The organism is Massilia sp. 9I, assembly GCF_902506415.1.
GTDB lineage: Bacteria > Pseudomonadota > Gammaproteobacteria > Burkholderiales > Burkholderiaceae_D > Telluria.
In genome coordinates this window covers 395198-421739 of the sequence record NZ_LR733275.1, presented here as the reverse complement: position 1 = coordinate 421739, position 26542 = coordinate 395198, and the positions used below count along the sequence as shown (strand labels likewise).

The following is a 26542-nucleotide window of genomic DNA, read 5'->3' as shown; positions in this document are numbered from 1 at the left end:
ATCAGTCGTAGTCCTTCATGGAGAAACCAATGTCGGCGGTGCGCGCGACGGTGCCATCCTTGCGCTTCGGCAGCGGTGAGGCCTTGCGAATGCCATTTTCCACTGCCCGGTCGAACTCAGGCACACCGCTGCTTTTCACCAGGCGCACGGACATCACTTCGCCGGTCGGCAGCTGCTCGACCTTGAACACGGCGCGCGGATTGCCCGCCATGGTGGTGCTGCCGCCATACGAGGTGGCGCTCTTGATCGCGGCGGTGAGCGCGGCGACGTAGCCGTCGTCGGAACGCGGGCCGGTCGATTTTTCGGCGGTGCCGGTGGTGCCCATCGCGCCCGCGATGCGCTTGAGTTCGTCCTTGGCCAGCTTGTCCAGCTTGGCGGCTTCGGCTTTTTCCTTGGCGGCCTTTTCCTTCGCTGCTTTGTCGGCGGCGAGCTTCTCGGCTTTCTTCTTCTCGTCAGCTTCCTTCTTCGCGAGCTCTTTCTTGTCGGCTTCTTCCTTCTTTTTCTTTTCGGCGAGTTCCTTGCGCTCTTCTTCCTTACGCTTTTGCTCGAGCTCGCGCTCCTTCTTCTCGGCCAGCTCGCGCTTTTCCTGTTCCTTGCGTTCCTTCTCGCGCGCCAGGTTGATGTCCGGCGGCGTCGGTGCAGGGCGTTCCACCGGCGGCGGTTCGACCGGGCGCGGCGGCGGGGCGGGTTCGGGTTCCGGCTCGGGTTGCGGCGGTGGCGAAGGCCGTTCCGGCGCGGCGGCGCTCTGGACCGACATGTCCCAGACTTCGGCCTGCACGGCGACCGGTTCCGTGTTCTGCCAGCTGATGCCGAACCACAGGAAGCCCAGCAGCAGGGCGTGCACCACCACTGCCAGCATGAAGGCGGGCAGGCGGCTCGGTTCGGGCGGCACGGTGTAGGGCGTGCCGGCGGTGGCAGGCTTCATTGCAGACATATCACTTGGTGGCGAGTCCCACCCGGTTGATGCCCATCTTCTTGGCGTCGGAGATCAGGGTGATGACATCCTCGTATTTGCTGTCGCGGTCGCCTTCAATCAAGACCGGGTAGTCCGGATTTTCTTCGTGCAGGGCGCGCAGGCGCGCCATCAGGGCGGTGCGGTCGGCCACGTCTTCCATGGCGACTTTCTGCTTGCCGCCGACGCCGATCGACAGGCGGTTCTCCGGCTGCACGGAAAGGCGGATATAGGTGTCCGGCGGCAGCGCCGATTTCTCGGCGCTCGGCAGGTTGACCACGCTCGGCGCCTCGTTGGCCGGCACCGCCATGAAGATGATGAGCAGCACCAGCATCACGTCGATGTAGGGCACGACGTTGATCTCGGACTTGAATGCCCGTTTGCGTCCGCTGCGCAGGCTGCTGTTAAAGGCCATTCCGGTCCTCCTCGCTTAGCGCGACTGGCGCTGCAGGATGTTCGAGAATTCTTCGACGAAGCTCTCGAAGCGGATCGCCAGGCGATCGATGTCGTGGGTGAAGCGGTTGTACGCCACCACCGCTGGGATCGCGGCGAACAGCCCGATCGCGGTGGCGATCAGGGCTTCGGCGATGCCGGGCGCGACCACGGCGAGGGTGGCCTGCTGCACGTTGGCCAGGCCGCGGAAGGCGTTCATGATGCCCCACACGGTGCCGAGCAGGCCGATGTAGGGCGAGACCGAGCCGACCGAGGCCAGGAAGTTCAGGTGGATGTCGAGGGCGTCGAGTTCGCGCTGGAAAGCGGCGCGCATGGCGCGGCGGGCGCCGTCGAGCACCGGACCCATGTCCATGGCGTCGCGCGCGGCCTGCTTGCCTTTGATGAATTCGCCCATGCCGGCCTCAAAAATGCGGGCCAGCGGTCCGCTCTGGTCGCGCTGGCTGCTGGCGCTCTGGTGCAGGGTGTGCAGGTTGCCGCCGGCCCAGAAGCTGCGCTCGAACTGCTCGGTCTGGCTACGGGCGGAGCGCAGGGCGAATACCTTGCGGAAGATGTAGGTCCAGCTCACGACCGACAGGATCAGCAACAGGGCCATGATCAGCTGCACCAGGAAGTGCGCGTTGGCGATCAGCGTAATAAACGAAAGGTCTTGGGTCGCGGTCATTGGGTTGTGGTCTGTTGTCTGATTGTCTGTACTTATGCGGCGCGCATTTTATCAGCAGCATGGTCGGGAAGCGAACGCGGACGCATGGTGGCGATGTCGACGCAGCCGACCTTGACGCTGGCGCTGGTCAGCAGCAGTTCGCCGCGCCAAGCTTCCTGCGCGAACTGGACCGAGGCACGGCCCAGCTTCTCGACCCGGGTGCGGATGGTCAGCACGTCGTCAAGGCGGGCCGGCGCGTGGTAGTCCAGGGAAGCGCTCTTGACGACGAAGGCCGTGCCGTACGCGTCCAGCAATTCCTGCTGGCCCACGCCGGCCGCGCGCAACCATTCGGTGCGCGCACGTTCGAAAAACTTCAGGTAATTAGCGTAAAACACGATGCCACCGGCGTCGGTATCTTCGTAATAGATCCTGACTGTCCAGTCAAAAGCTGAAGGCATTTCCCCTGCCATTTAAATGTAAATAGGAAACATTTTACGCGATTTTTCCTCGCCTTATGTACGCTCGCGAACATATGGGGAGGAAAAGGTCGGGCGTGCCTTCCGGTAAAGGCAGCTACGATGCGGCAGTAGTAGACGTGAAACATAGCCGAAAGGCCAATTACTGTAACACTTTCTCACAATTGCAGAGTGTCCGATACAAACCGTCAACGCGGGCGGCCGCCCGCCCGCGACATGATCAGCTGCGCTTGATGGTGAAAGGCGAGAAGCCCTGGCAGGTCGGCATCAGCTCGATGCTGTTGACGTTCACGTGCGGCGGCAGGGTCGCGATCCAGTAAGCGGTGTTCGCGATGTCCTCGGCGGTGAGCGGCTGGGTGCCTTCGTAGACCTTGGCCGCGGCCGCATCGTCGCCCTTGAAGCGCACGTTCGAGAACTCGGTGCCGCCGCACAGGCCAGGGGCCAGGTTGGTGGCGCGCACGCCGGTGCCGACCAGGTCGGCGCGCAGATTCAGCGTGAACTGCTCGACGAAGGCCTTGGTCGCGCCGTACACATTGCCGCCCGGGTAGGGGTAGTGGCCGGCCACCGAGCCAAGATTGATCACCAAGCCGCTGCCACGCGCCACCATGCCCGGCAGCACGGTACGGGTCATGGTCACCAGGCCCTGGCAGTTGGTGGCGATCATGGTGTCCCAGTCTTCCAGCGGCACTTCATGGGCCGGTTTGGTATTCAGCGCCAGGCCCGCATTGTTGATCAGCACGTCGATGTCGCGCCAGCCTTCCGGCAGGCCCGCCAGCGCCTGCTCGATCGAGGCGCGGCTGGTGACGTCCAGGGTGATGGCCAGGGCGGCGTCGCCCAGTTCGTTTGCCAGTTCTTCGATGCGCTCGGTGCGGCGCGCGGCCAGGATGGCGCGGTGGCCGTTGCGGACGAACTGGCGCGCCATCGCGGCGCCGAAGCCGGCGGAAGCGCCGGTGATAAAGACGATCATGGTTGGGTCTCTCAGGCGAAGGAAGGAAAATTGTAGCCGAAACGGCCACAAGTCCGCTGGCGCCCGCAAGCTTGTTAAGAAGACAGCAGTTTCCTTGCCCTAAGCGGCTGGGATCACATACAATCGTCCTAATTTACGTCTCACGTAACTGGCGAAACACCATGTACGCTCCAGCTTCCGGCGCGCATGGCAAAGGTGGGTAACCACCGGGGAACGTGAGATGTCACCCGCCGTTCGCCTGGGCAGCCATCAACCGGCAATTGTGTCGCGTCGCTGCCGTGCGCCTCAACGTCTGTTGCCTGGTATTTCTCTCGATTGGAGTTTTACATGTTTGCCAAAGATCACACGCTTGCCAATATCGACCCGGAACTGTGGGATGCCATCCAGAAGGAAAACGTTCGCCAGCAAGACCACATCGAACTGATCGCTTCGGAGAACTACACCTCGCCGGCCGTGATGGAAGCGCAGGGCTCGCAGCTGACCAACAAGTACGCCGAAGGCTACCCGGGCAAGCGCTACTACGGCGGCTGCGAATTCGTCGACGTCGCCGAACAGCTGGCGATCGACCGCCTGAAGCAACTGTTCGGCGCGGAAGCCGCCAACGTGCAGCCGAACTCCGGTTCGCAGGCCAACCAGGGCGTGTTCTTCGCCATGCTGAAACCGGGCGACACCATCATGGGCATGTCGCTGGCCGAAGGCGGCCACCTGACCCACGGCATGGCCCTGAACATGTCGGGCAAATGGTTCAACGTCGTCTCCTACGGCCTGACCGAGCAGGAAGACATCGATTACGAGGCCATGGAGCGCCTGGCACGCGAGCACAAGCCGAAGATGATCATCGCCGGCGCCTCGGCGTTTGCGCTGCGCATCGACTTCGAGCGCTTCGCCCGCATCGCCAAGGAAGTCGGCGCCTACTTCATGGTCGACATGGCCCACTACGCCGGCCTGATCGCCGCGGGCGAATACCCGAACCCGGTGCCGCACGCCGACTTCGTCACCTCGACCACCCACAAATCGCTGCGCGGCCCGCGCGGCGGCATCATCCTGATGAAGGCCGAGTACGAGAAGCAGATCAATTCCGCGATCTTCCCGGGCATCCAGGGCGGTCCGCTGATGCACGTCATCGCGGGCAAGGCCGTAGCCTTCAAGGAAGCGCTGTCGCCGGAGTTCAAGGAATACCAGAAGCAGGTTGTGAAAAACGCCGCCGCCCTGGCCAATACCCTGACCGAACGCGGCCTGCGCATCGTCTCGGGCCGCACGGAGTCGCACGTGATGCTGGTCGACCTGCGTTCGAAAGGCCTGACCGGCAAGGAAGCGGAAGCGATCCTGGGCCAGGCTCACATGACCTGCAACAAGAACGGCATCCCGAACGACCCGCAGAAGCCTTTCGTCACCTCGGGCATCCGCCTCGGCAGCCCGGCCTTCACCACCCGCGGCTTCAAGGAAGAAGACGCGGTCAAGGTGGGCCACCTGATCGCCGACGTGCTGGACAACCCGCATGACGCCGCGACCATCGAGCGTGTGAAGGCCGAAGTCAAGGTCCTGACCGACAAGTATCCGGTCTACGCGAAGTAAGCAACCCTGGGGCCGCGCTTGCGGCCCCTTTTAGAAACACCGGCGCCATGAAATGTCCCTTCTGCCAGCATGAAGATACCCAGGTCCTCGACACCCGCGTGTCCGAGGAAGGGGATGCCATTCGCCGGCGCCGGCGCTGCGCGAAGTGCGACAAGCGCTTCACCACCTACGAGCGCATCGAGCTGTCGATGCCGATCCTCGTCAAGAAGAATGGCAGCCGCACCGAATACGCGCCGGCCAAGCTGCGCGGCAGCCTGATGCTGGCGCTACGCAAGCGTCCCGTGGCCGCCGAAGCGATCGACACCGCGGTCGCCACCATCGAAGAAAAGCTGCTCACCAGCGGCCGCCGCGAGGTCGATACCGGCTACGTCGGCGAACTGGTGATGCAGGAACTCAAGCGCCTCGACAAGATCGCCTACATCCGCTTCGCTTCGGTCTACAAGAACTTCGAAGACCTGGCCGAGTTCCAGGAAGCACTGGCCGAAGTCGGCCATCCACGTAAGTAATCGCGCACACGAGCGCGGTTACGAACACTCTGCTGTTGTGCCGAGCACGATTGCGCCAGCTCATGGCTGGCTCATGCACGCCTGATAACTTCGCAGCTCATCATGAGCGAGGGAGGTTGGCGTGCGCGCGCAGTGTCATGGCTTTACCCTGGTCGAGGTGCTGGTCGCCATGTTCGTGCTGGCGGTCGGCATCGTCGGCGCCGGCGCCACCCAGCTGAGCGCCGAGCGCACACGCCAGCAGTCGGCGCTGATGTCCGATGCGGCCCAGCTGGCGGCCTCGCTGGCTGCGCGCATGCAGGTCAATCCGGCCGTGTCGACGCTGCCTGACGACGCCAATCCCTATCTCGCATTCTCCTATGACGCGGCCGACGGCGCCCCTGTGGCCGGCGCCGGCTGCTACGGCGGGAGCAGCTGCACGCCCGCCGAACTGGCCGAATTCGACCTGCACGAGCTGCGCCAGGCATTGCAAACGCAGTTCCCGCAGGGGCGCATCGAAGTCTGCCGCGATGGCTCGCCCTGGGATAGTGCCTACGGCCGCTATCGCTGGAGCTGCGACGGCAACGCCAGTGCGCTGCCGGTGGTCAAGCTGGGCTGGCAGGGAACGGGCGACGGGCCTGGCTATGTGGGGGTGATCCGATGAGCGCGCGTTTCACGGCGCAGCGCGGCATGACGATGGCCGAGCTGCTGGTGGCGATGGCGCTCGGCCTGGGTGTGCTGCTGGCGGCCGCCACCCTGTTCATCTGGGCCAACCGCGCCTTTGCCGCGCAGGTGGAGACGGCGGCGATGGATGACGCCGGCCGCTATGCGCTGGAAGCGATCGCACGCGCGGTGCGCCAATCGGCCGCGGCCGACTGGGAGACGCACAGCGGCGGCCCGGATCCGGCCGCGCCGGCCAAGCTGGCGGGCCTCGACGCGCACAGCGTCAGCAAGACCAGCTTTGCGCTCGACAATGCGCTCCCGAACGCGGTGAACGGCAGTGACGTGCTGGCGGTCCGTTTCCCGGGCACCGGTGCGGCGCCCAACGGCGACGGCACCACGCTCGACTGCGCCGGCTTCAGCGTGCATCGCGACGAAGAAGGCTGGAGCATCTTCTATGTCGCCCGCAACGCCCAGGGCGACACCGAGCTGCGCTGCAAGTACCGCGGCGCAAGCGCCTGGTCGGCAGATGCGGTGGTGGGCAGCGTCGACAGCTTCCAGGTGCTGTACGGGCTCGATATGGACGCCGACGGCGCGCCGGAGCGCTACGTCAACGCCACCTTGCTCCAGGAGCTCGACGCCGGCCTGGCGCTGGCCGGGACCACCGAGGCCGAGCGCGAGGTCGAGCTGCGCCGGCGGACCCACTGGAAGCAGGTGACGAGCGTGCGCGTAGCGCTGCTGTTGCACGGACCGCCGAGCCCGCTCGAGATGGCGCGCGACGCCGTCTACGAACTGTTCGGTCACGACTACGGCGAACTAGCGGGCGCGGAGGACGCCGGCACCCGTCTCGAGGAAGCGGTGTTGTCGGGCAGCGACGAGGCGCGCTACCGCAAGGTGTTCGGCACCACCATCGCGCTGCCGGCGCGGCACAGGTGAGGGCGGCATGGCGAACCCATTCTCGATGCCGCGGCAGCATGGCGTGGCCCTGCTGACTGCCCTCCTGTTGATGCTGGCCATCCTGATGACCAGCATCGCCGCCGCCCGCAGCGCGATCAGCGGGGCGCGCGCCGCCGGCCATGAGCGCGAACGCATGCTGGCCCTGCACGGCGCCATGGCCGCGCTGGTGGATGCCGAGCACGATATCGAAGGCGGCAGCGAACCCGCATCGGCGCGTGCACTGGCGCTGGCGAACGCCACCCCCAGCGCCTTCGCCGACGGCTGCCGCGGCGGCACGCCCTACGACGGCCTGTGCGGCCAGGCGCTGGATCCCAGCGATATCTTCGTGGCGCTGGCCGACGATGACGGACCCTCCGTCGTGCTGGGCAGCTTCACCGGCGCCCAGATCCCTGCGGGGACGGGCGCGTTGCCGGCGCAGGCGCCACGCTACCTCATCGAGCGCATGCCTGAGGCCTCCGGCGTGCTGCTGTACCGGGTGTCGGCGCTCGGCTTCGGCAGCGCCGACACGACCCAGGTCGCGGTGCAGGCCTACTACCGCAAGCTGCTCGCTGCCGGCCCAGCGACCGGGCCCGATCCGGGGCAGGAGCCCGGGACCGAACCGGAGACCGGTGACGGGCAGGGCGACGGTCCGAGCGCGCCGGATCCAAGCGCGCCGCCGGGCTCGCCGGGTACGGCGGGCGGCCCCGGCATCCGCGTCGGCTGGCGCGAGATCGCCAACTGGAGCGAAACGGTGGCGGCCGCCGGGCCATTGGCACGTACGGAGCGGCGATGAGACGGCAGACCGGATTTACGCTGATCGAGCTGTTGATCGTGGTGGCGATCATCGGCATCCTTGCCGCGATGGCTTACCCGAGCTATGCGCAGCATGTGCGCAAGATGCGCCGCGTCGAGGCGCAGCTGGCACTGGTCGAGGCCATGCAGCGGCAGGAGCAATACCGCGCGCTGCACCACAGCTATCTCGCGTTCTCGTCCGCCGATGCGGACGGCCAGTTCCGCTGGTGGCTCGGTGCGCGGCCGGCATCGAGTCCCTACGAGCTCGAGGGCCGGGCCTGCGAAGGCCAGGACATCAGCCAGTGCATCGAACTGCGCGCCCAGCCCGGCACCGTCAACGTCGACGCCAGCTTCAGCGACCCCGATTGCGGCGTGCTGAGCTTCGACAGCACCGGCGCCCAGGGCGCCAGCGGCGCCGGGGAGCGCTGCTGGCCATGAGGCTGCTTGCATGCCGCGGCGCCACGCTGGCCGAACTGGCCGTGGTGCTGGCGATCGCCGCCGTCGCCTTCGCGCTCGCTGCGCCCGACCTGCATGCGCTCGTTTCCAATCAGCAGATCAAGGCGGCCTCGAGCGAGCTGCTGGACGCCATCGCGCACACCCGGGCCCAGGCCATCGCGCGCAACCAGCGCGTCAAGCTGGTCCCGCGCGACGCTGGCGGCGCCGACTGGACCCAGGGCTGGACGGTCTTCGTCGACCGCGACGGCGACCGCCAGCCGGGGTCTGGTGACGAGATCCTCGCCGTCCACGGCCCCTTGCCACGCGGGCTGCAGGTCGATTTTTCCTTCACCCAGTCAGCGCCGCCGCAGTACATCGCCTACAATGGCGCCGGGCGCAGCTGCAGCGACACGAACAGCGGCGCCTCACGGCTCGGTTCGCTCTCGCTCTTCCATGGCGGGCATACCCGGCGTATTAAAATCAACATGCTCGGACGCGTGCGGCTGTGCAACCCGGCGCGCGACGATGGCTGCGAGGGGCCTGAAGCCCCGCCGTAGCGTGGCAAGGCAACCCAACAGCGGACAAGACGGTGGCAAACGACAGGGTAGAAGTTCTCGACGATACCGACGGCATGGCGCTGGCCCTCGCATGGGCCGCGAAAGGCATGTACCTCACCGCGCCAAATCCGCGCATCGGTTGCGTGATCGTGCGCGACGGCGTGGTCATCGGCGCCGGCCACACGCAGCCGGCCGGGCAGGCCCACGCCGAGATCCAGGCCATGCGCGACGCCGCCGCGCGCGGCAACGATGTCCGCGGCGCCACCGCCTACGTCACGCTCGAACCATGCAGCCACTACGGCCGCACCCCGCCATGCTCGAATGCCCTGGTGCAGGCGGGCATCGGGCGCGTGGTGGCCGCCATGACCGACCCCAATCCCCTCGTCGCCGGACGCGGCCTGGCCCAGCTGGAGGCGGCCGGCATCGCCGTCACCTCTGGCGTGCTGGCCGAGCAGGCGTACGAGCTGAACATCGGCTTCTTCTCGCGCATGCGGCGCGGCCTGCCCTGGGTGCGCCTGAAGGTGGCCGCCAGCCTGGACGGCGCCACCGCGCTGGCGGACGGCGAGAGCCAGTGGATCACCGGGCCGGAGGCCCGCCTTGATGGCCATGCCTGGCGCGCCCGCGCGCAGGCCATCCTGACCGGCATCGGCACCATCAAGGCCGACGACCCCCAGCTCAACGTACGCGGCATCGATACCCCATTGCAGCCGCGCCGCGTGATCGTCGACAGCCGGCTCGAGATTGCGCTGGACGCGCGCATCCTGCAGGGCGAGCCGTGCTGGATCGTCGCCGCGGCCGAGTCGCCGGACAAGGCGGACGCCTTGCGCGCGGCGGGGCATGAGGTGATCGTGCTGCCGAACGCGCACGGCAAGGTCGACCTGCCGGCCCTGATGCAGGAGCTCGGCCGGCGCGAGATCAACGAAGTGCACGTCGAAGCCGGCGCGAAACTGAATGCGTCGATGGTGCGCGAAGCTTGCGTCGACGAGCTGCTCGTCTACCTGGCGCCGAGCCTGATCGGACCGGGGCAGGGCATGTTCGACCTGCCGGCGCTGGCGCGCCTGGCCGACAAGCGCCAGCTGCGTTTCCACGACCTGGCGCGGGTCGGCGACGACATCCGCATCCTGGCGCGGTTCGCCGCCCCCCAAACTGCTATCAACTGAGGAAGTTCTTATGTTTACTGGAATCGTCGCCGCTGTCGGCAACATCACATCGGTCAAGCCGCTCGAAGGCGGCTCCTTCGCGGGCGTGCGCCTGGAAGTCGATGCCGGTCCGCTGGGCCTGGCGGACGTCGCGCTGGGCGACTCGATCGCCATCAATGGCGCCTGCATGACGGTGGTGGAAAAGACCGGCAGCAGCTTCACCGTCGACGTCTCGCGCGAAAGCCTGAGCAAGACCGTCGGCTTGGAAGCGCCGGGCGAAGTCAACCTGGAAAAGGCCCTGACCCTGGCCGAGCGCCTGGGCGGCCACCTGGTGTCCGGCCACGTCGATGGTCTCGGCACCGTGCACAGCTTCGAACCGGTGGGTGAATCGCGCGAGCTGGTGATCGATGCGCCGCGCGAGCTGGGCAAGTTCCTGGCTTATAAAGGATCGGTGGTGGTGAACGGGGTGTCGCTGACGGTGAACCGCGTCGAGGACATCGAGGCAGGGTGCCGTTTCTCGATCAACCTGATCCCGCACACGATCGAGGTGACCACGCTGAAACACCTGAAGGCGGGATCGAAGGTGAACCTGGAGATCGACCTGATCGCGCGCTACGTGGAGCGCATGCTCTCCGCGCAGAAATAATCTGGTGGTGGGGCGGCCATGCCGCTCCACTCGGATATCAACCGCCAGGCGTCGTGCTCTTGGCGCTCGAGGCTGCCACCGTCGTCGCACCCTGCTGCGTCTCCGGATTCAACACCACCTGCACGTAGTTCATCTCGTTGAAGTAGCGCCGCGCCGCGATCTTGATGTCCTGGGCGCTCAAGGCCTGCACCTGCTTCTCGACCTCCAGGATCGATGCCGGATCCGTGCCTTCGCTGAGCGCCGTCTGCAGGTGCCCCAGCCAGTAGCCGTTCTCGCGCAGCGAGCGGCGGTGGTTCTGGATCCAGTTGCTCTTCACCTTTTCCAGGTCGGCCGCCACCGGCCCTTCCGCCTGCAGGCGCTTGATCTCCTCAAAGGTCGCGGCGATCACCTTGTCCACGTGTTCCGGTCCGGTCGGCAGGGTCACGCCGATCGAGTAGTTCCCGTAGGGGATCTTGCTCAGCACGCCCGAGGCGCCGCCGCCGTAGATCAGAGCCATCTTCTCGCGCAGCACGTCGATGATGCGCAGGTTGACCACTTCCAGCAGGGCCGACAGGCGGAGCTGCTCTTCTTCGCTGAACTCGGCCACGCCGGTGAAGGTCAGCGAGACCGTGCTCTTCGGCTCCGAACCGCTGCGCACTTCGCGCTTGACCACGCCGGTGGCCGGGCGCAGGCCGACGTCGCGGTAGGCCACCGTCAGGTCCGGGGTCGGCAGGCTGCCGAGGTAGGTCGCCAGCAAGGGCTTGATCGCGGCCGCGTCGAAGCTGCCGACCAGGATGAAGGTGAGGTCCTTGGCGCTGGAGAAGCGCTGGCGGAAGATGTCGATGCTGCGGTCGAGGTCGATCTGCTCGTATTCCTCGGCCTTCAGGGTGCGCGGCGCGCGCGGGTGGTTGTTGTAGAGCGCGGACATGACCGCATCGCCGAAGCGCGCGCCCGGCTGCGCAGTCTGGTTGCGCGCCTGCTCGGCCTGCTTGCCGACATAGGACTTGAACAGGTCTTCATCGCGGCGCACGCCGCTGAACTTCAGCCAGGTCAGCTGCAGCATGGTCTCGATGTCGGTCGCGCCCGAGGCGCCCACCACCACGTCGGTGTAGTTGGCCAGGCCCACGTTCACCTGGGCCGCCTTGCCGGCGAGGATCTTGCGCATGTCGAGCGGCGTGAAATCCTTGACGCCCATGCTGGCCACGATCGCATTCGCGAAGCGCGCGTTGAGGATGTCCTTGTCGCCGAACAGGCTCTGGCCGCCAAAGCGGGCCGCGCTCATCATCACCTGGTCGTTGCGGAAGTCGGTGGGTTTCAGGATCACCTTGACGCCGTTCGACAGCTCCAGGCGGGTCAGGCCGAGCGCCTTGTCGTGCGACTCGGCCACGATGCTGCCCGGTTTCGGCGGGCGTTCCATCAGGCGCGCCGCCACCGCTTTTTCATCGTGCGGACGCAGTTCGGCGCGCTGGGCGCTCGCCACCGCGCCGAGCAGCTGCTCGCCCTTCGGCGTGTCGGGACGGGTCACGCCCGTATACAGCACCAGCTTGCCCGAGTCCGCTGGAATGGTGCGGCGCGCGTAGGCGTTCATCTCGTCGAGGGTGATGCCCGGCACCAGCTCCCTGACATAGCGGTATTCGGTGTCGATGCCCGGAATCGCTTCCTGCTGCAGGAAGTTGCGGATGTACTCGGCGGCATAGGTGCCGGAATCGCTCTTGGCGCGCTCGTTCCAGGCCTGCTCGTAATTGCGCATCAGGTTTTTCTTGACCCGCTCCAGTTCGGCCGCGCTGAAGCCGAAGCGGCGCGCGCGTTCGTTTTCCTCGACCAGGGCGGTGAGGGCGGCCTCGGCGCCGCGCGGACCGAGCGCCGCCGACGCATTGTACGAGCGGTAGCGCGGGGTGAGCTTGCCGAGCGAGCTGCCGGCGCCCATGTAGGGCGGTTCCGGTAGCTGCGACAGCTCCTGCAGGCGCTGGTTGAGCATGGCGGAGAACAGCGACTGCACCAGGTCGTCGCGGTAAGCGCGGATGGTGCCGGCTTCGACCACCGGCTGCACCGGATAGCGGATCAGCACCGCATTGCCGGTCGCTTCCTGGTCGGTCACCACCAGCGCATCGGTCGATGCGCGCGCCGGGATCTCGGCGTAGGCGCGCGGACGCGCCGGCTTCGGATTCTTCAGGTGCGCGAAATGCGCCTTGACCAGTTTCTCGGCCTTGGCCGGGTCGATGTCGCCGACCACCACCACCGCCATCAGGTCGGGGCGGTACCAGTCGCGATAGAAGCGGGTCAGGGCCTCGGGCTGGAAGTTGCGCAGCACGTCCTCGGTACCGATCGGCAGGCGCTCGGCGTATTTCGAGCCGTTGAAGATGGCCGGCATGATCTGCTTGCTCATCCGGTCGGAGGCGCCTTTGCCGAGCCGCAGCTCTTCCAGGATGATGCCGCGTTCCTTGTCGATGTCTTCTGGATTGAAGCTCACGCCATGGGCCCAGTCTTCCAGCACCTGGAAGGCCTTGGTGACATTGTCCGGATTGTCGGTCGGGATCGGCAGGATGTAGACGGTCTCGTCGAACGAGGTGTAGGCGTTCAGGTCGGCGCCGAAGCCGACCCCGATGGTCTGCAGGTAGGAGACCAGCTCGTGCTTGCGGAAATTGGTCGAGCCGTTGAAGGCCATGTGCTCGACGAAGTGGGCCAGGCCGCGCTGGTCCTCGTCCTCGAGGATGGAGCCGGCCTTGACCACCAGGCGCAGCTCCAGCTTGCGTTCGGGGCGGGCGTTGCGCTGGATGTAATAGGTCAGGCCGTTGGCCAGCTTGCCTACCTTGACTTGCGGGCCGACGGGAATCGCGGCGTCCAGGCGTAAGGGAGCGGCTGCCGGCGCCGCGGCGCGGGCGGCAGGGGCGGCGGTGGCGGCGCCGGCCAGCGGCTGCACACACAGCAGCGCGGCCAGACAGAGGCCGCGCAGGGAATTCTTGCTCATCGAGGATCCAATTCTTGGGATGAGCACGCATTCTACCGCGCATGCCCGTCAAAACTGTTGTGGTAATGCGTATGTATGTCTGATCAGACAGCGACCCGCCCCTTCGCCAGCAGCTGGGCCATCTCATGGGGCGGCACCGGGCGGCTGTACAGGTAGCCCTGCATCACGTCGCAGCCGATCAGGCCCAGGAAGTCGCGCTGCCCGATCGTCTCCACGCCTTCGGCCACGACCGACAGCGACAGGCCCTGGGCCAGCGCGATGGTGGCCTGGGCGATCGCGGCGCTGCGCTGCTCGGTGGTGATGTTGCGCACAAAAGTCTGGTCGATCTTGAGCTTGTCGAGCGGGAAGCGCGACAGGTAGCCGAGCGAGGAGTAGCCCGTACCGAAGTCGTCCAGCGACAGCGACACGCCCATGGCGCGCAGCTCGGCCATCTGGGCCTCGGCCACAGCGCTGTCGCCCAGCATCACGCTTTCGGTCAGCTCCACTTCCAGGTAGCGCGGCGCCAGGCCGCTCTCTTGCAGCGCCTTGCGCACGATCGCGCTCACCGAACCGGCCTTGAACTGGTTGGCCGAGACGTTGACCGCCACCTTCACCGGCGGCAGCCCGGCGTTTTGCCACGCCTTGTTCTGGAAGCAGGCCTCGCGGATCACCCATTCGCCGATTGGATGGATCAGGCCGGTATCTTCGGCCAGCGGGATGAAGTCGCCCGGTGACACCTGGCCGACTTCCTCGCTGCGCCAGCGCAGCAGCGCCTCCATGCCGACCACGCCGCCGTCGATGCGCGAGATCTGCGGCTGGTAGTGCAGGGCCAGTTCCTGGCGCTCGATGGCGCGCCGCAGGCGCGTTTCCAGCGCCAGCCAGCGCAGCGCCTGGGCGTTCATCTCGCCCTTGAAGAAGCGGAAGCCGTTGCGGCCCGACTGCTTCATGTCGGAGAGCGCCGCGTCGGCGGCCTTGAGCAGGTCGCCCGGCGCATTGCCGTCGCGCGGGAAGATGCTGATGCCGACACTGCCGGTGACCACCACGTCGTGCCCGCCAACCGAATGCGGCTGGGCGATGGCGTCGATCAGGCGGCGCGCGGCCAGGATGATGTCCTCGTTGTCGTGGCAGCTGGTCAGCAGCAGCACGAATTCGTCGCCCGACAGGCGCGCCAGGGTGTCGGTGGGGCCGGCGATGTCGCCGACCCGGCGCGCCACTTCGCGCAGCACGGCGTCGCCGGCGGCGTGGCCGAGGCTGTCGTTGATGCGCGACAGCCGGTCGATGTTAAACAGCAGCAGGGCCAGCTGGCCGTCGCCCTGGCGCGCGGCGGCGATCGCCTGCTGCAGGCGATCGTTGAACAGCGAGCGGTTCGGCAGCAGGGTCAGGGCGTCGTGATTGGACAGGAAGTCGAGCTGGTGGTGGGCCGCCTTCAGGGCCGACAGGTCGGTCGACACCGAGACGTAGGCGGTGAGTTTACCGGCCTCGTCGCGCACGGCGCTGATGCTGGTGCGCTCCGGATAGACTTCGCCGTTCTTGCGGCGGTTCCAGATCTCGCCGCGCCACTGCCCGTCCTTTTCCAGGCAGTGCCACATGTCTCGGTAGAAGGTGGCGTCGTGCCGGCCCGAGCGCAGCACGCGCGGACTCAGGCCCATCACTTCCGATTCGCGGTAGCCGGTGATCTGCTCGAAGGCCGGGTTGACCGCGACGATGTTGGCGTCGGCGTCGGTCATCATGATGCCTTCCTGGGTGCTGTCGAACACCTGGCGCGCCAGTTCCAGCCGGTGTTCGCTCTCGCGCAGGGCCTTGTCGGCGTCGGCGCGCGCCAGCGCTTCCAGCTGCAGCTGGGTGGCATGGCGCTGGACCACGTCGTACAGATTCAGGTTTTCGTAGGCCACCGCCAGCTGGGCCGCCAGCGCCGTGGCCCAGCGTTCCTCTTCGTCGGTGAAGGCGGGGGCGCCGAGAAGGCGTGCGCAATACAGCCAGCCGTGCGGGTGTTGCAGGTCGTGCACCTGCAGGCCGAGGAAGCTGCCCATGGGCGGGTGGCAGGATGGCATGCTGTCGAGCATGCTGTCGCCCTCGGCCAGGCGCAACGGGGCACGGGCGCGCAGCAGCATACCGGGCAGGCGGCCCTCGTTGAGCGCATGCTCGCGCAGCAAACCGGGGTCGAGCGACCAGGTGTCGAGGTGGCGCACGTTGCGCTCGCCGCGGTCGAGCAGGCACAGGGCGGCGCAGTCGGCGTGCAGCACGCGGCGCGCGGCGTCGAGGAAGGAGGCGGCCAGGGTCTCGACGCGGCGCTCGCCGATCAGGGACAGGCACATGCGTTCCAGTTCGGCCAGGCGCGCGCCCAGGTCGAAGGGCAGGGCGCGGTCGCTTTCCGGCGCCAGCTGCGGCACCGGTAGCGGCGGCGCGCCTTCCAGCACGCCCAGCTCGGTGCTGATGGCGTCGAGGATGTGCTGCGGGTCGGCCGGCTTGGGCAGCACGGTGGCGACGCCGCAGCGGGCGGCCATCGCCAGGGTTTCGTGTTCGGCATACACAGCCGAGAAGAAGATCACGCGGACGGTGCGCAGCTCGGTATCCTGGCGCAGCTGCTGCACCAGTTCATAGCCATCCATGACCGGCATCAGGATGTCGGTGATGATCAGGTCCGGCCGCTGGGCGCGCGCCAGCGCCAGCGCCTGGGCGCCGTCATCCGCTTCCAGCAGGCGATGGCCGGTAAAGCCGAGCAGCGCGTTCAGGAAGGCGCGGTTGCTCGGCCTGTCGTCGACGATCAGGATCGTGGCCATCAACGCTTCCCGTCCGGGGAAGCGGGGCCGCGCCCGCCTGGCTGTGGAACCACCGTCATGGCAACTCCGGAAAATGGCCGCATGTTCTCAGGGAAGAGCCCTGAAGACAGTTGCAGCCTCGATGTCTTTATCATAATCGAGTCATGCGTAAACACGCTGGGTGTTGCGTGCGGGAAAAGAGAGCTTAACAATTCTCACCGCATACGCATACATCAACTAGTAGATCTGATAGGTTTGTTGCTCATGGGTAACAGTCGTTGACGGATTCGCAGCTGTGTGCTGGAGCGGGCCTTTGCTAGCTCGGTTGAACGGCGGTAAATCCTTTAAAATAACGGATTACGCAAAACACCCGTATCAAGGAATCCGTATGTCTATCTCCAGCACCGAGGAAATCGTTGCCGAATTGCGCGCCGGGCGCATGGTCATTCTTGTCGATGAAGAAGACCGCGAAAACGAAGGCGACCTGGTGCTTGCCGCCGACTTCGTCACCCCGGAAGCGATCAACTTCATGATCCGCTACGCGCGCGGCCTGGTCTGCCTGACCCTGACCGAGGAACGCTGCGACGAACTGGCGCTGCCGATGATGACCTCGAAGAACGGCACCTCCTTCGGCACCAACTTCACGGTGTCGATCGAAGCGGCCGAGGGCGTGACCACGGGTATTTCCGCGGCCGACCGCGCACGCACCATCCAGGTGGCCGTCAACAAGGGCACCACCCCGGACGACCTGGTCCAGCCGGGCCACATCTTCCCGCTGCGCGCCCAGAAGGGCGGCGTGCTGATGCGAGCCGGCCATACCGAAGCCGGCTGCGACCTGACCGAGATGGCCGGCCTGACCCCGGCCTCGGTGATCTGCGAGATCATCAAGGAAGACGGCACCATGGCGCGCCTGCCGGACCTGATCGAATTTGCTAAAGAACATAATCTGAAGATCGGCACCATCGCCGACCTGATCCACTACCGCAGCCAGAACGAAAGCCTGGTCGAGCGCGTGGCCGAGCGCCCGCTGAACACGCCCTACGGCGAATTCAAGCTGGTCGCCTATCGCGATAAACCGAGCGGCGCCGCCCACCTGGCTCTGGTCCACGGCGAGATCGCGCGCGACAAGGAAGCCCTGGTGCGCGTGCACCAGCCGGTGTCGATCCTCGACGTGCTCGGTAACTGCGCCTCGACCCACTCCTGGGACCTGGCTTCGGCCATGAAGGCGATCCAGGCCGGCGACTGCGGCGCCATCGTGCTGCTGAACTGCGGCGAGACCGCCGACGAGCTGTTCTCCCAGTTCGCCCCGCGCGACACCGGCCCGCGCAGCAGCCGCGCCGCCTCGATGGACCTGCGCACCTACGGTATCGGCGCCCAGATCCTGCGCAACCTCGGCGTCGGCAAGATGCAGCTGCTGGCGAACCCGCGCAAGATGCCGTCGATGACCGGCTTCGACCTCGAAGTCACCGGTTACCTGCCGCAGCCGGCCGCGTGACGCAGCTTAGGCGCCGCGCACTGACGAAACCACACTAATATATATACACACATCGAAAAGAAGAGGTCAGCCATGACGGTAGGAACTTTTGAAAGCAATCTGGCGGGTGAAGGCCTGCGCATCGGCATCGTGCAAGCGCGATTCAACGCCGACATCGGCCATGGCCTGCTGTCGTCCTGCCTGGCCGAACTGAAGCGCCTGGGCGTCGCCGACGAGGACATCCTGCACATCACCGTGCCGGGCGCGCTGGAAGTGCCGCTGGCGCTGCAGAAGATGGCCGAGACCCAGCAGTTCGACGCGCTGATCGCGCTGGGCGCGGTGATCCGCGGCGAGACCTACCACTTCGAGCTGGTGTCGAACGAATCCGGCGCGGGCATCACCCGCATCGGCCTCGATTACGGCATGCCGATCGCGAATGCGATCCTGACCACCGAGAACGACGAGCAGGCCGAAGCCCGCATGGCCGAGAAGGGCGCCGACGCGGCGCGCGTCGCGGTCGAGATGTCGAACCTGCTGTTCGCGCTGGAAGAACTGCAGGCCGAAGAAGAATAAAGCAGTAAAGGAAAAGCACATGACTGACAAGACCACGCACGCCAACCCGAGCAAGAACCGCACGCCGCGCCACCGCGCGCGCGAGTTCGCGCTGCAGGGCCTGTACCAATGGCTGCTGAACAATGAACCGGCCCGCACGGTCGTCACCAACATCCGCGGCGCGCACGGCTTCGACAAGGCCGACGGCGAGTTCTTCGGCGAACTGCTGAACGGCGCCATCGCCACCTCGGTCGAGCTGCGCGAAGTCATCGCACCGCTGATCGACCGCAGCATCGCCGAGCTGTCGCCGATCGAGCATGGCGTGCTGCTGCTGGGCGCCTACGAGCTGAAGAACCATCCGGAAGTCCCATACCGCGTCGTGATCAATGAAGCGGTCGAGCTGACCAAGTCCTTCGGCGGTATCGACGGCCACAAGTACGTCAACGGCGTGCTGGACAAGCTGGCTTCGACCCTGCGCCCGGACGAAGTGGGCGCCGACGCCCGTCGCTGATCGACAGCGCCTCACTATATAGATAGCACAAAGCCACCGCGGCACTGCCCGGTGGCTTTTTTTTATGCCGAAATGACATCCCATCCACGATTTGCCGAACCCGAGCTGCTGTGGGCCTGGCTGGCCGGGCGCTCGGTGGCCCGCGGGCTGCCGCAGCCGGTCCCGGACCACGGCGGCATGCGCGTCGACACCCGCTCGGCGCATGAGACCTGCCGCTACGTGTTTGCCGGTCCCGGCCCGGGCCTGCGGGCTTTGCTGGCAGCGACTCGCGCGCCACGTACGTTTGTGAAGATGTGCGGGCCGGGCCAGGAGCTGCTGGCGCTGGCCCCGCCAGGCTGGCAACTGCAGCCGGGCGGCTACCTGATGACCCATGCGGGGCCGCGCCACGCGGCGCCGGCGCTGGCGCCCGGCTACCGTGTCGAGCTCGACCAGCAGGGCGTCGTGATCGCTGCGCGCATCCACGCCGGGGATGGCACGCTTGCCGCCAGCGGCTACGCCGTGGAGCATGGCGGCGCCTTCGTGTTCGACCGGATCGCCACCGATGCGGCGCACCGGAGGCGCGGCCTGGGCCGGGTCCTGATGGCGGCACTCGCGGCCAGGCAGCGCTCGGACAGTGCGCGCCGGGTGCTGGTGGCGACCGAGGACGGGCGCGCCCTGTACGAGGCGCTCGGCTGGCGCGTGGTCTCGCCGTATTCCACCATCGTGATCCCGGATTCCGAACGCTAGCCCAGGGGCCTAGCAGATGCGCTTCTCGAGCAAGTGATCGGGGTAGGGATTGCTGGTGCTGGGCAATCCGCAGCCTTTTCGCGTCCGGCAGCTGCCGACCCATAGCGGACGTCGGCAGCTGGCATTCATGGGATGACGTGAAGTATGAATTCTCGCGACCTATACTCACCCGACGCACAGTTTCCATCTGGACCGATTCCCCATGTGGCTCGGATTGAGTACTTTCCCGGCTTTGAAAAGTCGAGGGCTTCCTCCAGGTTATTAAAGAACCTGCCGTAGCTGTATTCCGGGTAGAGAGAGACCCGTTCGTTCTCATAGAGAAGTTTTGGCTCCGGGCCTCGCCACTCGAGAACCTTCCCCTGCTCGTTCCTTACTTGAAACCTCAGCCAGTAGTAACGAGGCACCATGGGCTTCGGCAGCTTGAGCTCACTTTGACCCGTATTTTCGACCAATACGTTGAGCGAGACTGGCTTCCCCAACCTGACACGACTGTCGCCAAAAATTTTAACTCGCAGCGACTGCTTGCCTGATGCGCATCCAGCACCTACGGCCTCAGCGTCGACTGATGCAAGGAAGATTACAAGTGCAGAGATGTAGCGAGTAGATAGGAGTTGCATAGCTTGAGTAAGTGATTGCGCTTTACATAGACGGAGTGGGACTATTTTAAGGGTCCGTTTTTGGCTGCGTATTCAATCGTTGGGGCGAGGCCCGGAACGATGGGCGAAAAAAAACCACCGCCGCAGCGGTGGTTTCGTGAAAAGTATCGTGCCCTGGCTTACAGGGTCGCCAGCGTTTCCGTGCCGTGGCTTTCCGGCTTGGCCGGAGCGGGCGCCGGTGCCGGCGTTTCGGCCGGATCCTGCTTGACCATGATGGTCGACGGGACCGGAGAAGGAGCTGCCGGGCGCGGCGCGTTGGTGGTCGGGACCTTCTGGCCGCGCGCCACCTGCTTCAGGCGCTGGTACTCGGCCAGCACCTTGGCGCCATAGCCGGAGTCGCTTTCCATGTCGGCCGCGCCGACGTAGGTCTTGAGGCCGCCTTCGACCGAACCGGTGCGCTTGACGTAATCCTTCAGGATCAGGGCGCCGACCTTGATGTTGGCGACCGGATTCAGGGCCGCCTGCTGGCCGCCCACTTCCTCGAACTTGTCGTGGTGGACCTTGGCCATGACCTGCATCAAGCCCTTGGCGCCCATGGCGCTCTCGGCAAAGGGGTTCAGGCCCGATTCGATGGCCATCACCGCCAGGATCAGCAGCGGGTCCAGCTTGACCTCGTGCGCCGTCATGTAGGCGGTCGAGACCAGCATGTTGGCGGCGTCGCCGGCGACGCGGTAGCGCTTGCTCAGCCAGGAGGTCACCCATTGCTGCTGCTTGCTGTTGCCCACATGCTGGGCGGCGGCGTGGGGCGTTTCTACCGCATCGGCCACGTCCGCGAGTTTGGGCGCCGGGGCAGCAGGGGCCACGGCGACGATTTCAGGCTGGGGATCCAGCACGTCCGAGACGCGCTTGGCGACGTCTTCGTTGGTGTACAGCAGCGCGAGCATCGCGACTGCGGAGAGACCGAATACGGTCAGGGTGTTGCGTGCGGTGTTCAGCATACCGCGTGCCGCTTTGCTCGCGGAAGACCACGTGACTGGCTGGCTGGCCATGGTGTGCACGAGCCTTGCGCTCGTGATGAAACGATGGATCATCGAATTCCCCTTTGTCGCGGCAAAAAGAACTCCTGTCACGGCGTCTAAGGACGCTGTGTCGGGTAACTGAATGCCGTGCATCAGAAATATCGTAGGTCGCCGCGGTGCGGCCGACTAACGCCGTCATTGCTTTGCTACAGCTGGCTGCTTTGAAACCCGTGCGGGTGGAACCAGTGGCTCAACAACTGTCTCGGGGGGATTGGGCAGACGCCCAGTGAAAACACTCCTTAAAATGTCATGTGGGGCCCCGACCCCGTGAATGCATGAGAACAGCTAAAATCATGTCAGAAAGATTTGCCTGCCTCATCAAGTAGGACGGATTCTAGTGTCTCCTTTATACCAAGTCAACCCTAGCACGATCCGCTCTTATTACTTTTAGTTCTGATTGCCAAGCCTAAATTTTGAAAAGTCTTGCTAAATCAGCTACTTGGCATGGTGCCTTGAACAAGCTTCTACTGACGAGATAACGATCAAAACTTGATGAAATATTCAGATTTGCGGGACTTTATGGCTCAGCTCGAGAAAATGGGCGAGCTCAAGCACGTTGGCGTACCGGTGTCGCCCAAGCTCGAGATGACGGAGATCTGCGACCGTACGCTGCGCGCCGAAGGACCCGCGCTGCTGTTCGAAAAACCGACTGGACACTCTATTCCAGTGCTGGGCAACCTGTTCGGCACGCCGCGCCGGGTGGCGCTGGGCATGGGCGCCGAAAGCCTGACCGAGCTGCGTAACATCGGCCACGTGCTGGCGCGCCTGAAGGAGCCTGAGCCGCCAAAAGGCTTCAAGGACATCATGGGCATGGGCTCGCTGGTCAAGGCGGTCTGGGACATGGCGCCGAAAGAAGTGAAAGGCGCCTCCTGCCAGGAAATCGTCTGGGAAGGGCAGGACGTCGACCTTGCGCGCTTGCCGATCCAGCACTGCTGGCCGGGCGACATCGCGCCCCTGATTACCTGGGGGCTGGTGATTACCAAGGGGCCGCACAAGAAGCGCCAGAACCTGGGCATCTACCGCCAGCAGGTCCTTGGCCGCAACAAGGTGATCATGCGCTGGCTCGCCCACCGCGGCGGCGCCCTCGATTTCCGCGAGCACGCGCTGGCCAATCCGGGCAAACCCTATCCGGTGGCGGTGGCGCTGGGCGCCGACCCGGCCACGATCTTGGGCGCGGTCACCCCGGTGCCGGATACCTTGTCCGAGTACCAGTTCGCCGGACTGCTGCGCGGCCAGCGCACTGCGCTCACCAAGGCGATCGGCAGCGAGCTGCGCGTGCCGGCATCCGCCGAGATCGTGCTGGAAGGGCATATCTACCCGGATGCGAACCACCCGTCCGGCTTCGAGCATGCATTGGAGGGCCCGTATGGCGACCACACCGGCTATTACAATGAGCAGGACAGCTTCCCGGTCTTCACGATCGACCGCATCACCATGCGGCGCGACCCCATCTACCACTCGACCTACACCGGCAAACCGCCCGACGAACCGGCGGTGCTGGGCGTCGCGCTGAACGAAGTCTTCATCCCGCTGCTGCAAAAGCAGTTCAGCGAAATCACCGACTTCTACCTGCCGCCGGAAGGCTGCAGCTACCGGATGGCGGTGGTGCAGATGAAGAAGCAGTACGCCGGCCACGCCAAGCGCGTGATGTTCGGGGTGTGGAGCTTCCTGCGCCAGTTCATGTATACGAAGTTTATCGTGGTGGTGGACGAGGATGTCGACGTGCGCGACTGGAAGGAAGTCATCTGGGCCATCACGACCCGGGTCGATCCGACCCGCGACACGGTCATGGTCGACAACACCCCGATCGACTACCTCGACTTCGCCTCGCCGATCAGCGGCCTGGGCAGCAAGATGGGCATCGACGCCACCAACAAGTGGCCGGGCGAGACCAACCGCGAGTGGGGCACTCCGATCGCGATGACGCCGGAAGTGAAGGCGCGGGTGGACGACCTGTGGGGCCAGCTGGGTATTTGAGCGACGGCACGCGTGCGGCGCGGTGGATGAGGGCCAGTTAGACTCGATCCTCGATCCACCCCGCACATGGAGGCCCCGATGAAGATCCTGATGGTGCTGACCTCGCACGACCGCCTCGGCGACACCGGCAAGAAAACCGGTTTCTGGCTGGAGGAGTTTGCCGCTCCCTATTATGTATTCAAGGATGCCGGCGCTACCTTGACGTTGGCTTCGCCGAAAGGCGGTCAGCCGCCGCTCGACCCGAAGAGCGACGAGCCGGACGCCCAGACCGAGGCGACCCGCCGTTTTCGCGCCGATCCGCAGGCCGGACAGGCACTCGCCAACACCACCACCTTGTCCGGCGCGAAAGCGCAGGACTTCGACGCCGTGTTCTATCCCGGCGGCCACGGCCCGCTGTGGGACCTGGCCGAAGACGCCGATTCGATCCGCCTGATCGAGACCATGCTGGCGGCCGGCAAGCCGGTCGCGGCGGTGTGTCACGCCCCGGGCGTGCTGAAAGGCGTCAAGGCGCCGAACGGCGAGCCGCTGGTCAAGGGCAAGCGCGTGACCGGTTTTACCAATACCGAGGAAGAGGCGGTCGGCCTGACGAAGGTCGTGCCTTTCCTGGTCGAGGACACCCTGAAACAGCTGGGTGGCGAATACAGCAAGGCGGACGACTGGCAATCCTATGTCCTGACCGACGGCCTCCTGGTGACTGGCCAGAACCCGGCCTCGTCGGAAGAGGGCGCACGCGCCTTGCTGGCACTGTTGAAAGGGCGCTCCTAGGCCATTGCAAGATCCGGCCCCAAAACCAGTGGGGTCGGGTATAATTGTCGCTGGCGGGCCCCTGCGCATTGCGGCATGGTTTACCTGGTCAGGTCGGGAACGAAGCAGCCAAAGCCGTTCACCGCAAGTGCCGCAGATCAGGCTCGCCTCTTTACTTTCCTTCCTGTTTTACCCTTCCATATCTCTCGAATCGTCCTGCCCGTGGCAGGAAAGCGCCATCGCGTGCGGCAACATTGTGTTGTTGCCGAGCATGCCACTGGAATGTTCGCGGCGGTCGCCAACTGCGGTAAAATCCGGGTATGTCCTATCAAGTCCTCGCCCGCAAATACCGTCCCAAGAACTTCGAAACGCTGGTCGGCCAGGAGCACGTCGTCCGTGCGCTGACCCATGCCTTGAGGACCGGCCGCCTGCACCACGCCTACCTGTTCACGGGGACGCGCGGCGTCGGCAAGACGACCCTGTCGCGTATCCTTGCCAAGTCGCTCAACTGCGTCGGCCCGGACGGGCAGGGCGGCATCACGGCCGAGCCCTGCGGCGTGTGCGAAGCCTGCCGCGCGATCGACGCCGGGCGTTTCGTGGACTACATCGAGATGGACGCGGCCTCGAACCGCGGCGTCGACGAGATGGCCCAGCTGCTGGAACAGGCGGTCTACGCGCCGAGCAATGCGCGCTTCAAGGTCTACATGATCGACGAGGTGCACATGCTCACCAACCACGCCTTCAATGCGATGCTGAAGACGCTGGAAGAACCGCCGCCGCACGTCAAATTCATTCTCGCGACCACCGATCCGCAGAAGATCCCGGTGACGGTGCTGTCGCGCTGCCTCCAGTTCAACCTGAAGCAGATGCCGCCCGGCCACATCGTGGGCCACCTCGAGAACATCCTCGGCCAGGAAGGCGTGGCCTTCGAGCAGCCGGCATTGCGCCTGCTGGCCCAGGGCGCGCACGGCTCGATGCGCGACGCGCTGTCGCTGACCGACCAGGCGATCGCCTATGCCGCCGGCCAGGTGACCCTGGAAGCCGTGCAGGGCATGCTGGGCGCGCTCGACCAGTCCTACCTGGTGCGCCTGCTGGATGCGCTGCTGGCCCAGGACGGCGCCGACCTGATGGCGGTTGCCGACGAGATGGCCAGCCGCAGCCTGTCCTACAACGGCGCGCTGCAAGACCTCGGCACGCTGCTGCACCGGATCGCGCTGGCCCAGTCGGTGCCCGCGGCGGTGCCGCAAGACTTGCCGGAACTGAACGACATCCTGCGCCTGGCCCAGGCCTTCGATGCGCAGGAAGTCCAGCTCTACTACCAGATCGCGGTGCACGGCCGTAACGAGATCGGCCTGGCGCCGGACGAGTACGCCGGCTTCACCATGACCCTGCTGCGCATGCTGGCCTTCCGCCCGGGACAGGGAGGCGCCGAGCAGGCCGCGGCCCCGGCAGCACCAGCTGCGGCGGGCGCGGCGCCGGCCGCACGCGCGGCGGCGGTTGCCGCGGCCAGCCATGCGGCGGTGGCGCCTGCGCGCCAGGCTCCTTCGCCTCCGGCTCCGACCGCGGCTGCACCAGCGGCTCCCACGGCTTCTGCCCCAGCCCCGGCGATGACCTCCGCCCGCGCCGCGATCAATGCGGCGCTGGAAGCGGCGCGCGCCGCCTCCGGCCAGAAAGCCCCACCGAAGCCGCGCCCTGAGGCGCCGCCGGCGCCTGCCGCACCGGCGGCCGCGCCCGCACCAGCCGCGCCTCCTGCATCCCCGGGCCCGTCGGCCGCCATGCAGGGAGCCCCGGCCGGCCGTCCTGCGCCGGGCGGCACGCCGCCCTGGGAGCAATCGCAACCGCAGGCCGTCCAGTCGCCGCAGCAGGCCCAGCCGCAGGCTGGGCAAACCCAGGCGCGCATGCAGCAGGCCGCGGCCGAGGATGAGCCGCCGTCCTGGGTCACCGAATTTTCCGACGACACCGCCGTCGCCTCCGATGCACCCGCAGTCGTAATGGCTCCAGCGCCGGCGCAGACGCGCGCCCCAGCCGCGCCGCCGCACGCCTATGTCGTCACGCCGGTCCCGGCGATCGGCTGGGACGGCAACTGGCCGGCCCTGGCCGCCAGCCTGCCGCTGCGCGGCGTGTCCCAGCAGCTGGCCCTGCAGACCGAATTGATCGAATGCGTCGCCCATGAGCAGGCCGCGACCTTCCGCCTGCGCGTGCCGGTCGATACCTTGCGCGCCAGCGGCAACAGCGAAAAGCTGACCGCCGCGCTGCAGGAACACTTCCCGCAAGTGCGTGTCAGCCTCGATACCGAGATCGGCCCGGTCTGGTACACGGCCGCGGCCGAAGCCAAGGCCGCGCGCGAAGAGCGCCAGCGCCAGGCCGAAGCCCTGGTCGCCGCCGATCCGTTCGTGCAGGCGATGGAGCGTACCTTCGGCGCCTTTGTCGTGCCCGGCTCGGTGAAGCCGGCCGCGGCTTGAAGCCGGCCAGCATTAAGATAAGCAAC

24 protein-coding genes, 1 other RNA gene and 1 riboswitch are annotated in these 26542 nt (G+C 66.0%); of the genes, 17 read left to right on the top strand and 8 right to left on the bottom strand.

Features of this window, described 5'->3' with window-relative positions:
* Window position 1 precedes the first annotated feature (1 nt).
* From tolA to GV068_RS01905, 5 genes are all read right to left on the bottom strand, one after another.
* The gene (gene tolA / locus GV068_RS01925; RefSeq protein WP_159695740.1) at window positions 2-925 is read right to left on the bottom strand and encodes a cell envelope integrity protein TolA; all 924 of its coding nucleotides are present in this window, start codon (window positions 923-925) and stop codon (window positions 2-4) included.
* 10 nt (window positions 926-935) lie between these two features.
* Entirely contained in the window at window positions 936-1367 is a 432-nt protein-coding gene (locus GV068_RS01920) for a biopolymer transporter ExbD (protein WP_159695739.1), read from the bottom strand.
* A 15-nt stretch (window positions 1368-1382) separates the two neighbouring features.
* Window positions 1383-2066, bottom strand: a complete 684-nt coding sequence (gene tolQ, locus GV068_RS01915) for a protein TolQ (RefSeq protein WP_159695738.1) — start codon at window positions 2064-2066, stop codon at window positions 1383-1385.
* Between the two features lie 32 nt (window positions 2067-2098).
* The gene (gene ybgC, locus GV068_RS01910) at window positions 2099-2503 is read right to left on the bottom strand and encodes a tol-pal system-associated acyl-CoA thioesterase (protein ID WP_159695737.1); all 405 of its coding nucleotides are present in this window, start codon (window positions 2501-2503) and stop codon (window positions 2099-2101) included.
* A 238-nt stretch (window positions 2504-2741) separates the two neighbouring features.
* A complete protein-coding gene (locus GV068_RS01905) occupies window positions 2742-3488 on the bottom strand; it encodes an SDR family oxidoreductase (protein WP_159695736.1) in 747 nt (248 codons plus the stop codon).
* 134 nt (window positions 3489-3622) lie between these two features.
* A riboswitch (ZMP/ZTP riboswitch) is annotated at window positions 3623-3739 on the top strand.
* A gap of 76 nt (window positions 3740-3815) precedes the next feature.
* On the opposite strand from GV068_RS01905, the gene glyA reads away from it, so the two are divergent.
* The 9 genes from glyA to GV068_RS01860 all read left to right on the top strand — a co-directional run bounded on the left by glyA (window position 3816) and on the right by GV068_RS01860 (window position 10710).
* Window positions 3816-5063 (top strand): serine hydroxymethyltransferase, encoded by a 1248-nt coding sequence (gene glyA, locus GV068_RS01900; RefSeq protein ID WP_159695735.1) that lies wholly within the window; start codon window positions 3816-3818, stop codon window positions 5061-5063.
* A 47-nt stretch (window positions 5064-5110) separates the two neighbouring features.
* On the top strand, window positions 5111-5569 hold the full coding sequence (nrdR, locus tag GV068_RS01895; RefSeq protein WP_159695734.1) for a transcriptional regulator NrdR: 459 nt from the start codon (window positions 5111-5113) through the stop codon (window positions 5567-5569).
* Between the two features lie 121 nt (window positions 5570-5690).
* Window positions 5691-6209, top strand: coding sequence for a type IV pilus modification protein PilV (gene pilV / locus GV068_RS01890; RefSeq protein WP_229463601.1), 519 nt, complete (start codon window positions 5691-5693; stop codon window positions 6207-6209).
* Entirely contained in the window at window positions 6206-7141 is a 936-nt protein-coding gene (locus GV068_RS01885) for a PilW family protein (RefSeq protein ID WP_159695733.1), read from the top strand. The genes pilV and GV068_RS01885 overlap by 4 nt, the downstream gene beginning before the upstream one ends.
* Window positions 7142-7148: 7 nt before the next feature.
* Window positions 7149-7934 (top strand): hypothetical protein, encoded by a 786-nt coding sequence (locus GV068_RS01880; protein WP_159695732.1) that lies wholly within the window; start codon window positions 7149-7151, stop codon window positions 7932-7934.
* Window positions 7931-8371, top strand: a complete 441-nt coding sequence (locus tag GV068_RS01875; protein ID WP_159695731.1) for a type IV pilin protein — start codon at window positions 7931-7933, stop codon at window positions 8369-8371. Before GV068_RS01880 ends, GV068_RS01875 begins: the two co-directional genes overlap by 4 nt.
* On the top strand, window positions 8368-8925 hold the full coding sequence (locus GV068_RS01870; RefSeq protein WP_159695730.1) for a GspH/FimT family protein: 558 nt from the start codon (window positions 8368-8370) through the stop codon (window positions 8923-8925). The genes GV068_RS01875 and GV068_RS01870 overlap by 4 nt, the downstream gene beginning before the upstream one ends.
* Window positions 8926-8999: 74 nt before the next feature.
* Window positions 9000-10085 (top strand): bifunctional diaminohydroxyphosphoribosylaminopyrimidine deaminase/5-amino-6-(5-phosphoribosylamino)uracil reductase RibD, encoded by a 1086-nt coding sequence (ribD, locus tag GV068_RS01865; RefSeq protein ID WP_159704457.1) that lies wholly within the window; start codon window positions 9000-9002, stop codon window positions 10083-10085.
* Between the two features lie 10 nt (window positions 10086-10095).
* Window positions 10096-10710, top strand: a complete 615-nt coding sequence (locus tag GV068_RS01860; protein ID WP_159695729.1) for a riboflavin synthase — start codon at window positions 10096-10098, stop codon at window positions 10708-10710.
* A 37-nt stretch (window positions 10711-10747) separates the two neighbouring features.
* Here the strand turns inward: GV068_RS01860 and GV068_RS01855 are convergent, their stop codons facing one another.
* Together GV068_RS01855 and GV068_RS01850 are read right to left on the bottom strand one after the other, a co-directional pair.
* Complete coding sequence (locus GV068_RS01855) at window positions 10748-13657, bottom strand: pitrilysin family protein (protein WP_159695728.1); 2910 nt, start codon at window positions 13655-13657, stop codon at window positions 10748-10750.
* 83 nt (window positions 13658-13740) lie between these two features.
* Window positions 13741-16416, bottom strand: coding sequence for an EAL domain-containing protein (locus tag GV068_RS01850; protein ID WP_159695727.1), 2676 nt, complete (start codon window positions 16414-16416; stop codon window positions 13741-13743).
* A gap of 367 nt (window positions 16417-16783) precedes the next feature.
* On the opposite strand from GV068_RS01850, the gene ribBA reads away from it, so the two are divergent.
* The 4 genes from ribBA to GV068_RS01830 all read left to right on the top strand — a co-directional run bounded on the left by ribBA (window position 16784) and on the right by GV068_RS01830 (window position 19658).
* Entirely contained in the window at window positions 16784-17890 is a 1107-nt protein-coding gene (gene ribBA, locus GV068_RS01845) for a bifunctional 3,4-dihydroxy-2-butanone-4-phosphate synthase/GTP cyclohydrolase II (RefSeq protein WP_159695726.1), read from the top strand.
* 72 nt (window positions 17891-17962) lie between these two features.
* Complete coding sequence (gene ribH / locus GV068_RS01840) at window positions 17963-18442, top strand: 6,7-dimethyl-8-ribityllumazine synthase (protein ID WP_036245112.1); 480 nt, start codon at window positions 17963-17965, stop codon at window positions 18440-18442.
* Window positions 18443-18461: 19 nt separating this feature from the next.
* Window positions 18462-18932 (top strand): transcription antitermination factor NusB, encoded by a 471-nt coding sequence (gene nusB / locus GV068_RS01835; RefSeq protein ID WP_159695725.1) that lies wholly within the window; start codon window positions 18462-18464, stop codon window positions 18930-18932.
* A gap of 72 nt (window positions 18933-19004) precedes the next feature.
* Complete coding sequence (locus GV068_RS01830) at window positions 19005-19658, top strand: GNAT family N-acetyltransferase (protein ID WP_159695724.1); 654 nt, start codon at window positions 19005-19007, stop codon at window positions 19656-19658.
* Window positions 19659-20433: 775 nt separating this feature from the next.
* Here the strand turns inward: GV068_RS01830 and GV068_RS01825 are convergent.
* Window positions 20434-21252: a transglycosylase SLT domain-containing protein gene (locus GV068_RS01825; RefSeq protein ID WP_229463598.1), complete on the bottom strand. Its 819-nt coding sequence runs from the start codon at window positions 21250-21252 to the stop codon at window positions 20434-20436.
* 573 nt (window positions 21253-21825) lie between these two features.
* Here GV068_RS01825 and ubiD point away from each other — a divergent pair.
* The 4 genes from ubiD (at window position 21826) to GV068_RS01805 (ending at window position 26516) form a co-directional block, all read left to right on the top strand.
* A complete protein-coding gene (gene ubiD / locus GV068_RS01820; RefSeq protein WP_159695723.1) occupies window positions 21826-23310 on the top strand; it encodes a 4-hydroxy-3-polyprenylbenzoate decarboxylase in 1485 nt (494 codons plus the stop codon).
* 78 nt (window positions 23311-23388) lie between these two features.
* The gene (locus GV068_RS01815; RefSeq protein WP_159695722.1) at window positions 23389-24075 is read left to right on the top strand and encodes a type 1 glutamine amidotransferase domain-containing protein; all 687 of its coding nucleotides are present in this window, start codon (window positions 23389-23391) and stop codon (window positions 24073-24075) included.
* A 52-nt stretch (window positions 24076-24127) separates the two neighbouring features.
* An RNA gene (gene ffs, locus GV068_RS01810) (signal recognition particle sRNA small type) lies at window positions 24128-24226 on the top strand.
* Window positions 24227-24374: 148 nt separating this feature from the next.
* Window positions 24375-26516 carry a DNA polymerase III subunit gamma/tau gene (locus tag GV068_RS01805; protein WP_159695721.1) on the top strand — a complete coding sequence of 714 codons (2142 nt, stop codon included), beginning with the start codon at window positions 24375-24377 and terminating at the stop codon, window positions 26514-26516.
* Window positions 26517-26542 lie beyond the last annotated feature (26 nt).

Bases quoted from the DNA above. Each gene is read 5' to 3' on its own strand.
- tolA (WP_159695740.1), bottom strand. From the start codon at position 925: ATGAAGCCTGCCACCGCCGGCACGCCCTACACCGTGCCGCCCGAACCG.
- GV068_RS01920 (WP_159695739.1), bottom strand. From the start codon at position 1,367: ATGGCCTTTAACAGCAGCCTGCGCAGCGGACGCAAACGGGCATTCAAG.
- tolQ (WP_159695738.1), bottom strand. From the start codon at position 2,066: ATGACCGCGACCCAAGACCTTTCGTTTATTACGCTGATCGCCAACGCG.
- ybgC (WP_159695737.1), bottom strand. From the start codon at position 2,503: ATGCCTTCAGCTTTTGACTGGACAGTCAGGATCTATTACGAAGATACC.
- GV068_RS01905 (WP_159695736.1), bottom strand. From the start codon at position 3,488: ATGATCGTCTTTATCACCGGCGCTTCCGCCGGCTTCGGCGCCGCGATG.
- glyA (WP_159695735.1), top strand. From the start codon at position 3,816: ATGTTTGCCAAAGATCACACGCTTGCCAATATCGACCCGGAACTGTGG.
- nrdR (WP_159695734.1), top strand. From the start codon at position 5,111: ATGAAATGTCCCTTCTGCCAGCATGAAGATACCCAGGTCCTCGACACC.
- GV068_RS01885 (WP_159695733.1), top strand. From the start codon at position 6,206: ATGAGCGCGCGTTTCACGGCGCAGCGCGGCATGACGATGGCCGAGCTG.
- GV068_RS01880 (WP_159695732.1), top strand. From the start codon at position 7,149: ATGGCGAACCCATTCTCGATGCCGCGGCAGCATGGCGTGGCCCTGCTG.
- GV068_RS01875 (WP_159695731.1), top strand. From the start codon at position 7,931: ATGAGACGGCAGACCGGATTTACGCTGATCGAGCTGTTGATCGTGGTG.
- GV068_RS01870 (WP_159695730.1), top strand. From the start codon at position 8,368: ATGAGGCTGCTTGCATGCCGCGGCGCCACGCTGGCCGAACTGGCCGTG.
- ribD (WP_159704457.1), top strand. From the start codon at position 9,000: ATGGCGCTGGCCCTCGCATGGGCCGCGAAAGGCATGTACCTCACCGCG.
- GV068_RS01860 (WP_159695729.1), top strand. From the start codon at position 10,096: ATGTTTACTGGAATCGTCGCCGCTGTCGGCAACATCACATCGGTCAAG.
- GV068_RS01855 (WP_159695728.1), bottom strand. From the start codon at position 13,657: ATGAGCAAGAATTCCCTGCGCGGCCTCTGTCTGGCCGCGCTGCTGTGT.
- GV068_RS01850 (WP_159695727.1), bottom strand. From the start codon at position 16,416: ATGGCCACGATCCTGATCGTCGACGACAGGCCGAGCAACCGCGCCTTC.
- ribBA (WP_159695726.1), top strand. From the start codon at position 16,784: ATGTCTATCTCCAGCACCGAGGAAATCGTTGCCGAATTGCGCGCCGGG.
- ribH (WP_036245112.1), top strand. From the start codon at position 17,963: ATGACGGTAGGAACTTTTGAAAGCAATCTGGCGGGTGAAGGCCTGCGC.
- nusB (WP_159695725.1), top strand. From the start codon at position 18,462: ATGACTGACAAGACCACGCACGCCAACCCGAGCAAGAACCGCACGCCG.
- GV068_RS01830 (WP_159695724.1), top strand. From the start codon at position 19,005: ATGACATCCCATCCACGATTTGCCGAACCCGAGCTGCTGTGGGCCTGG.
- GV068_RS01825 (WP_229463598.1), bottom strand. From the start codon at position 21,252: ATGCTGAACACCGCACGCAACACCCTGACCGTATTCGGTCTCTCCGCA.
- ubiD (WP_159695723.1), top strand. From the start codon at position 21,826: ATGAAATATTCAGATTTGCGGGACTTTATGGCTCAGCTCGAGAAAATG.
- GV068_RS01815 (WP_159695722.1), top strand. From the start codon at position 23,389: ATGAAGATCCTGATGGTGCTGACCTCGCACGACCGCCTCGGCGACACC.
- GV068_RS01805 (WP_159695721.1), top strand. From the start codon at position 24,375: ATGTCCTATCAAGTCCTCGCCCGCAAATACCGTCCCAAGAACTTCGAA.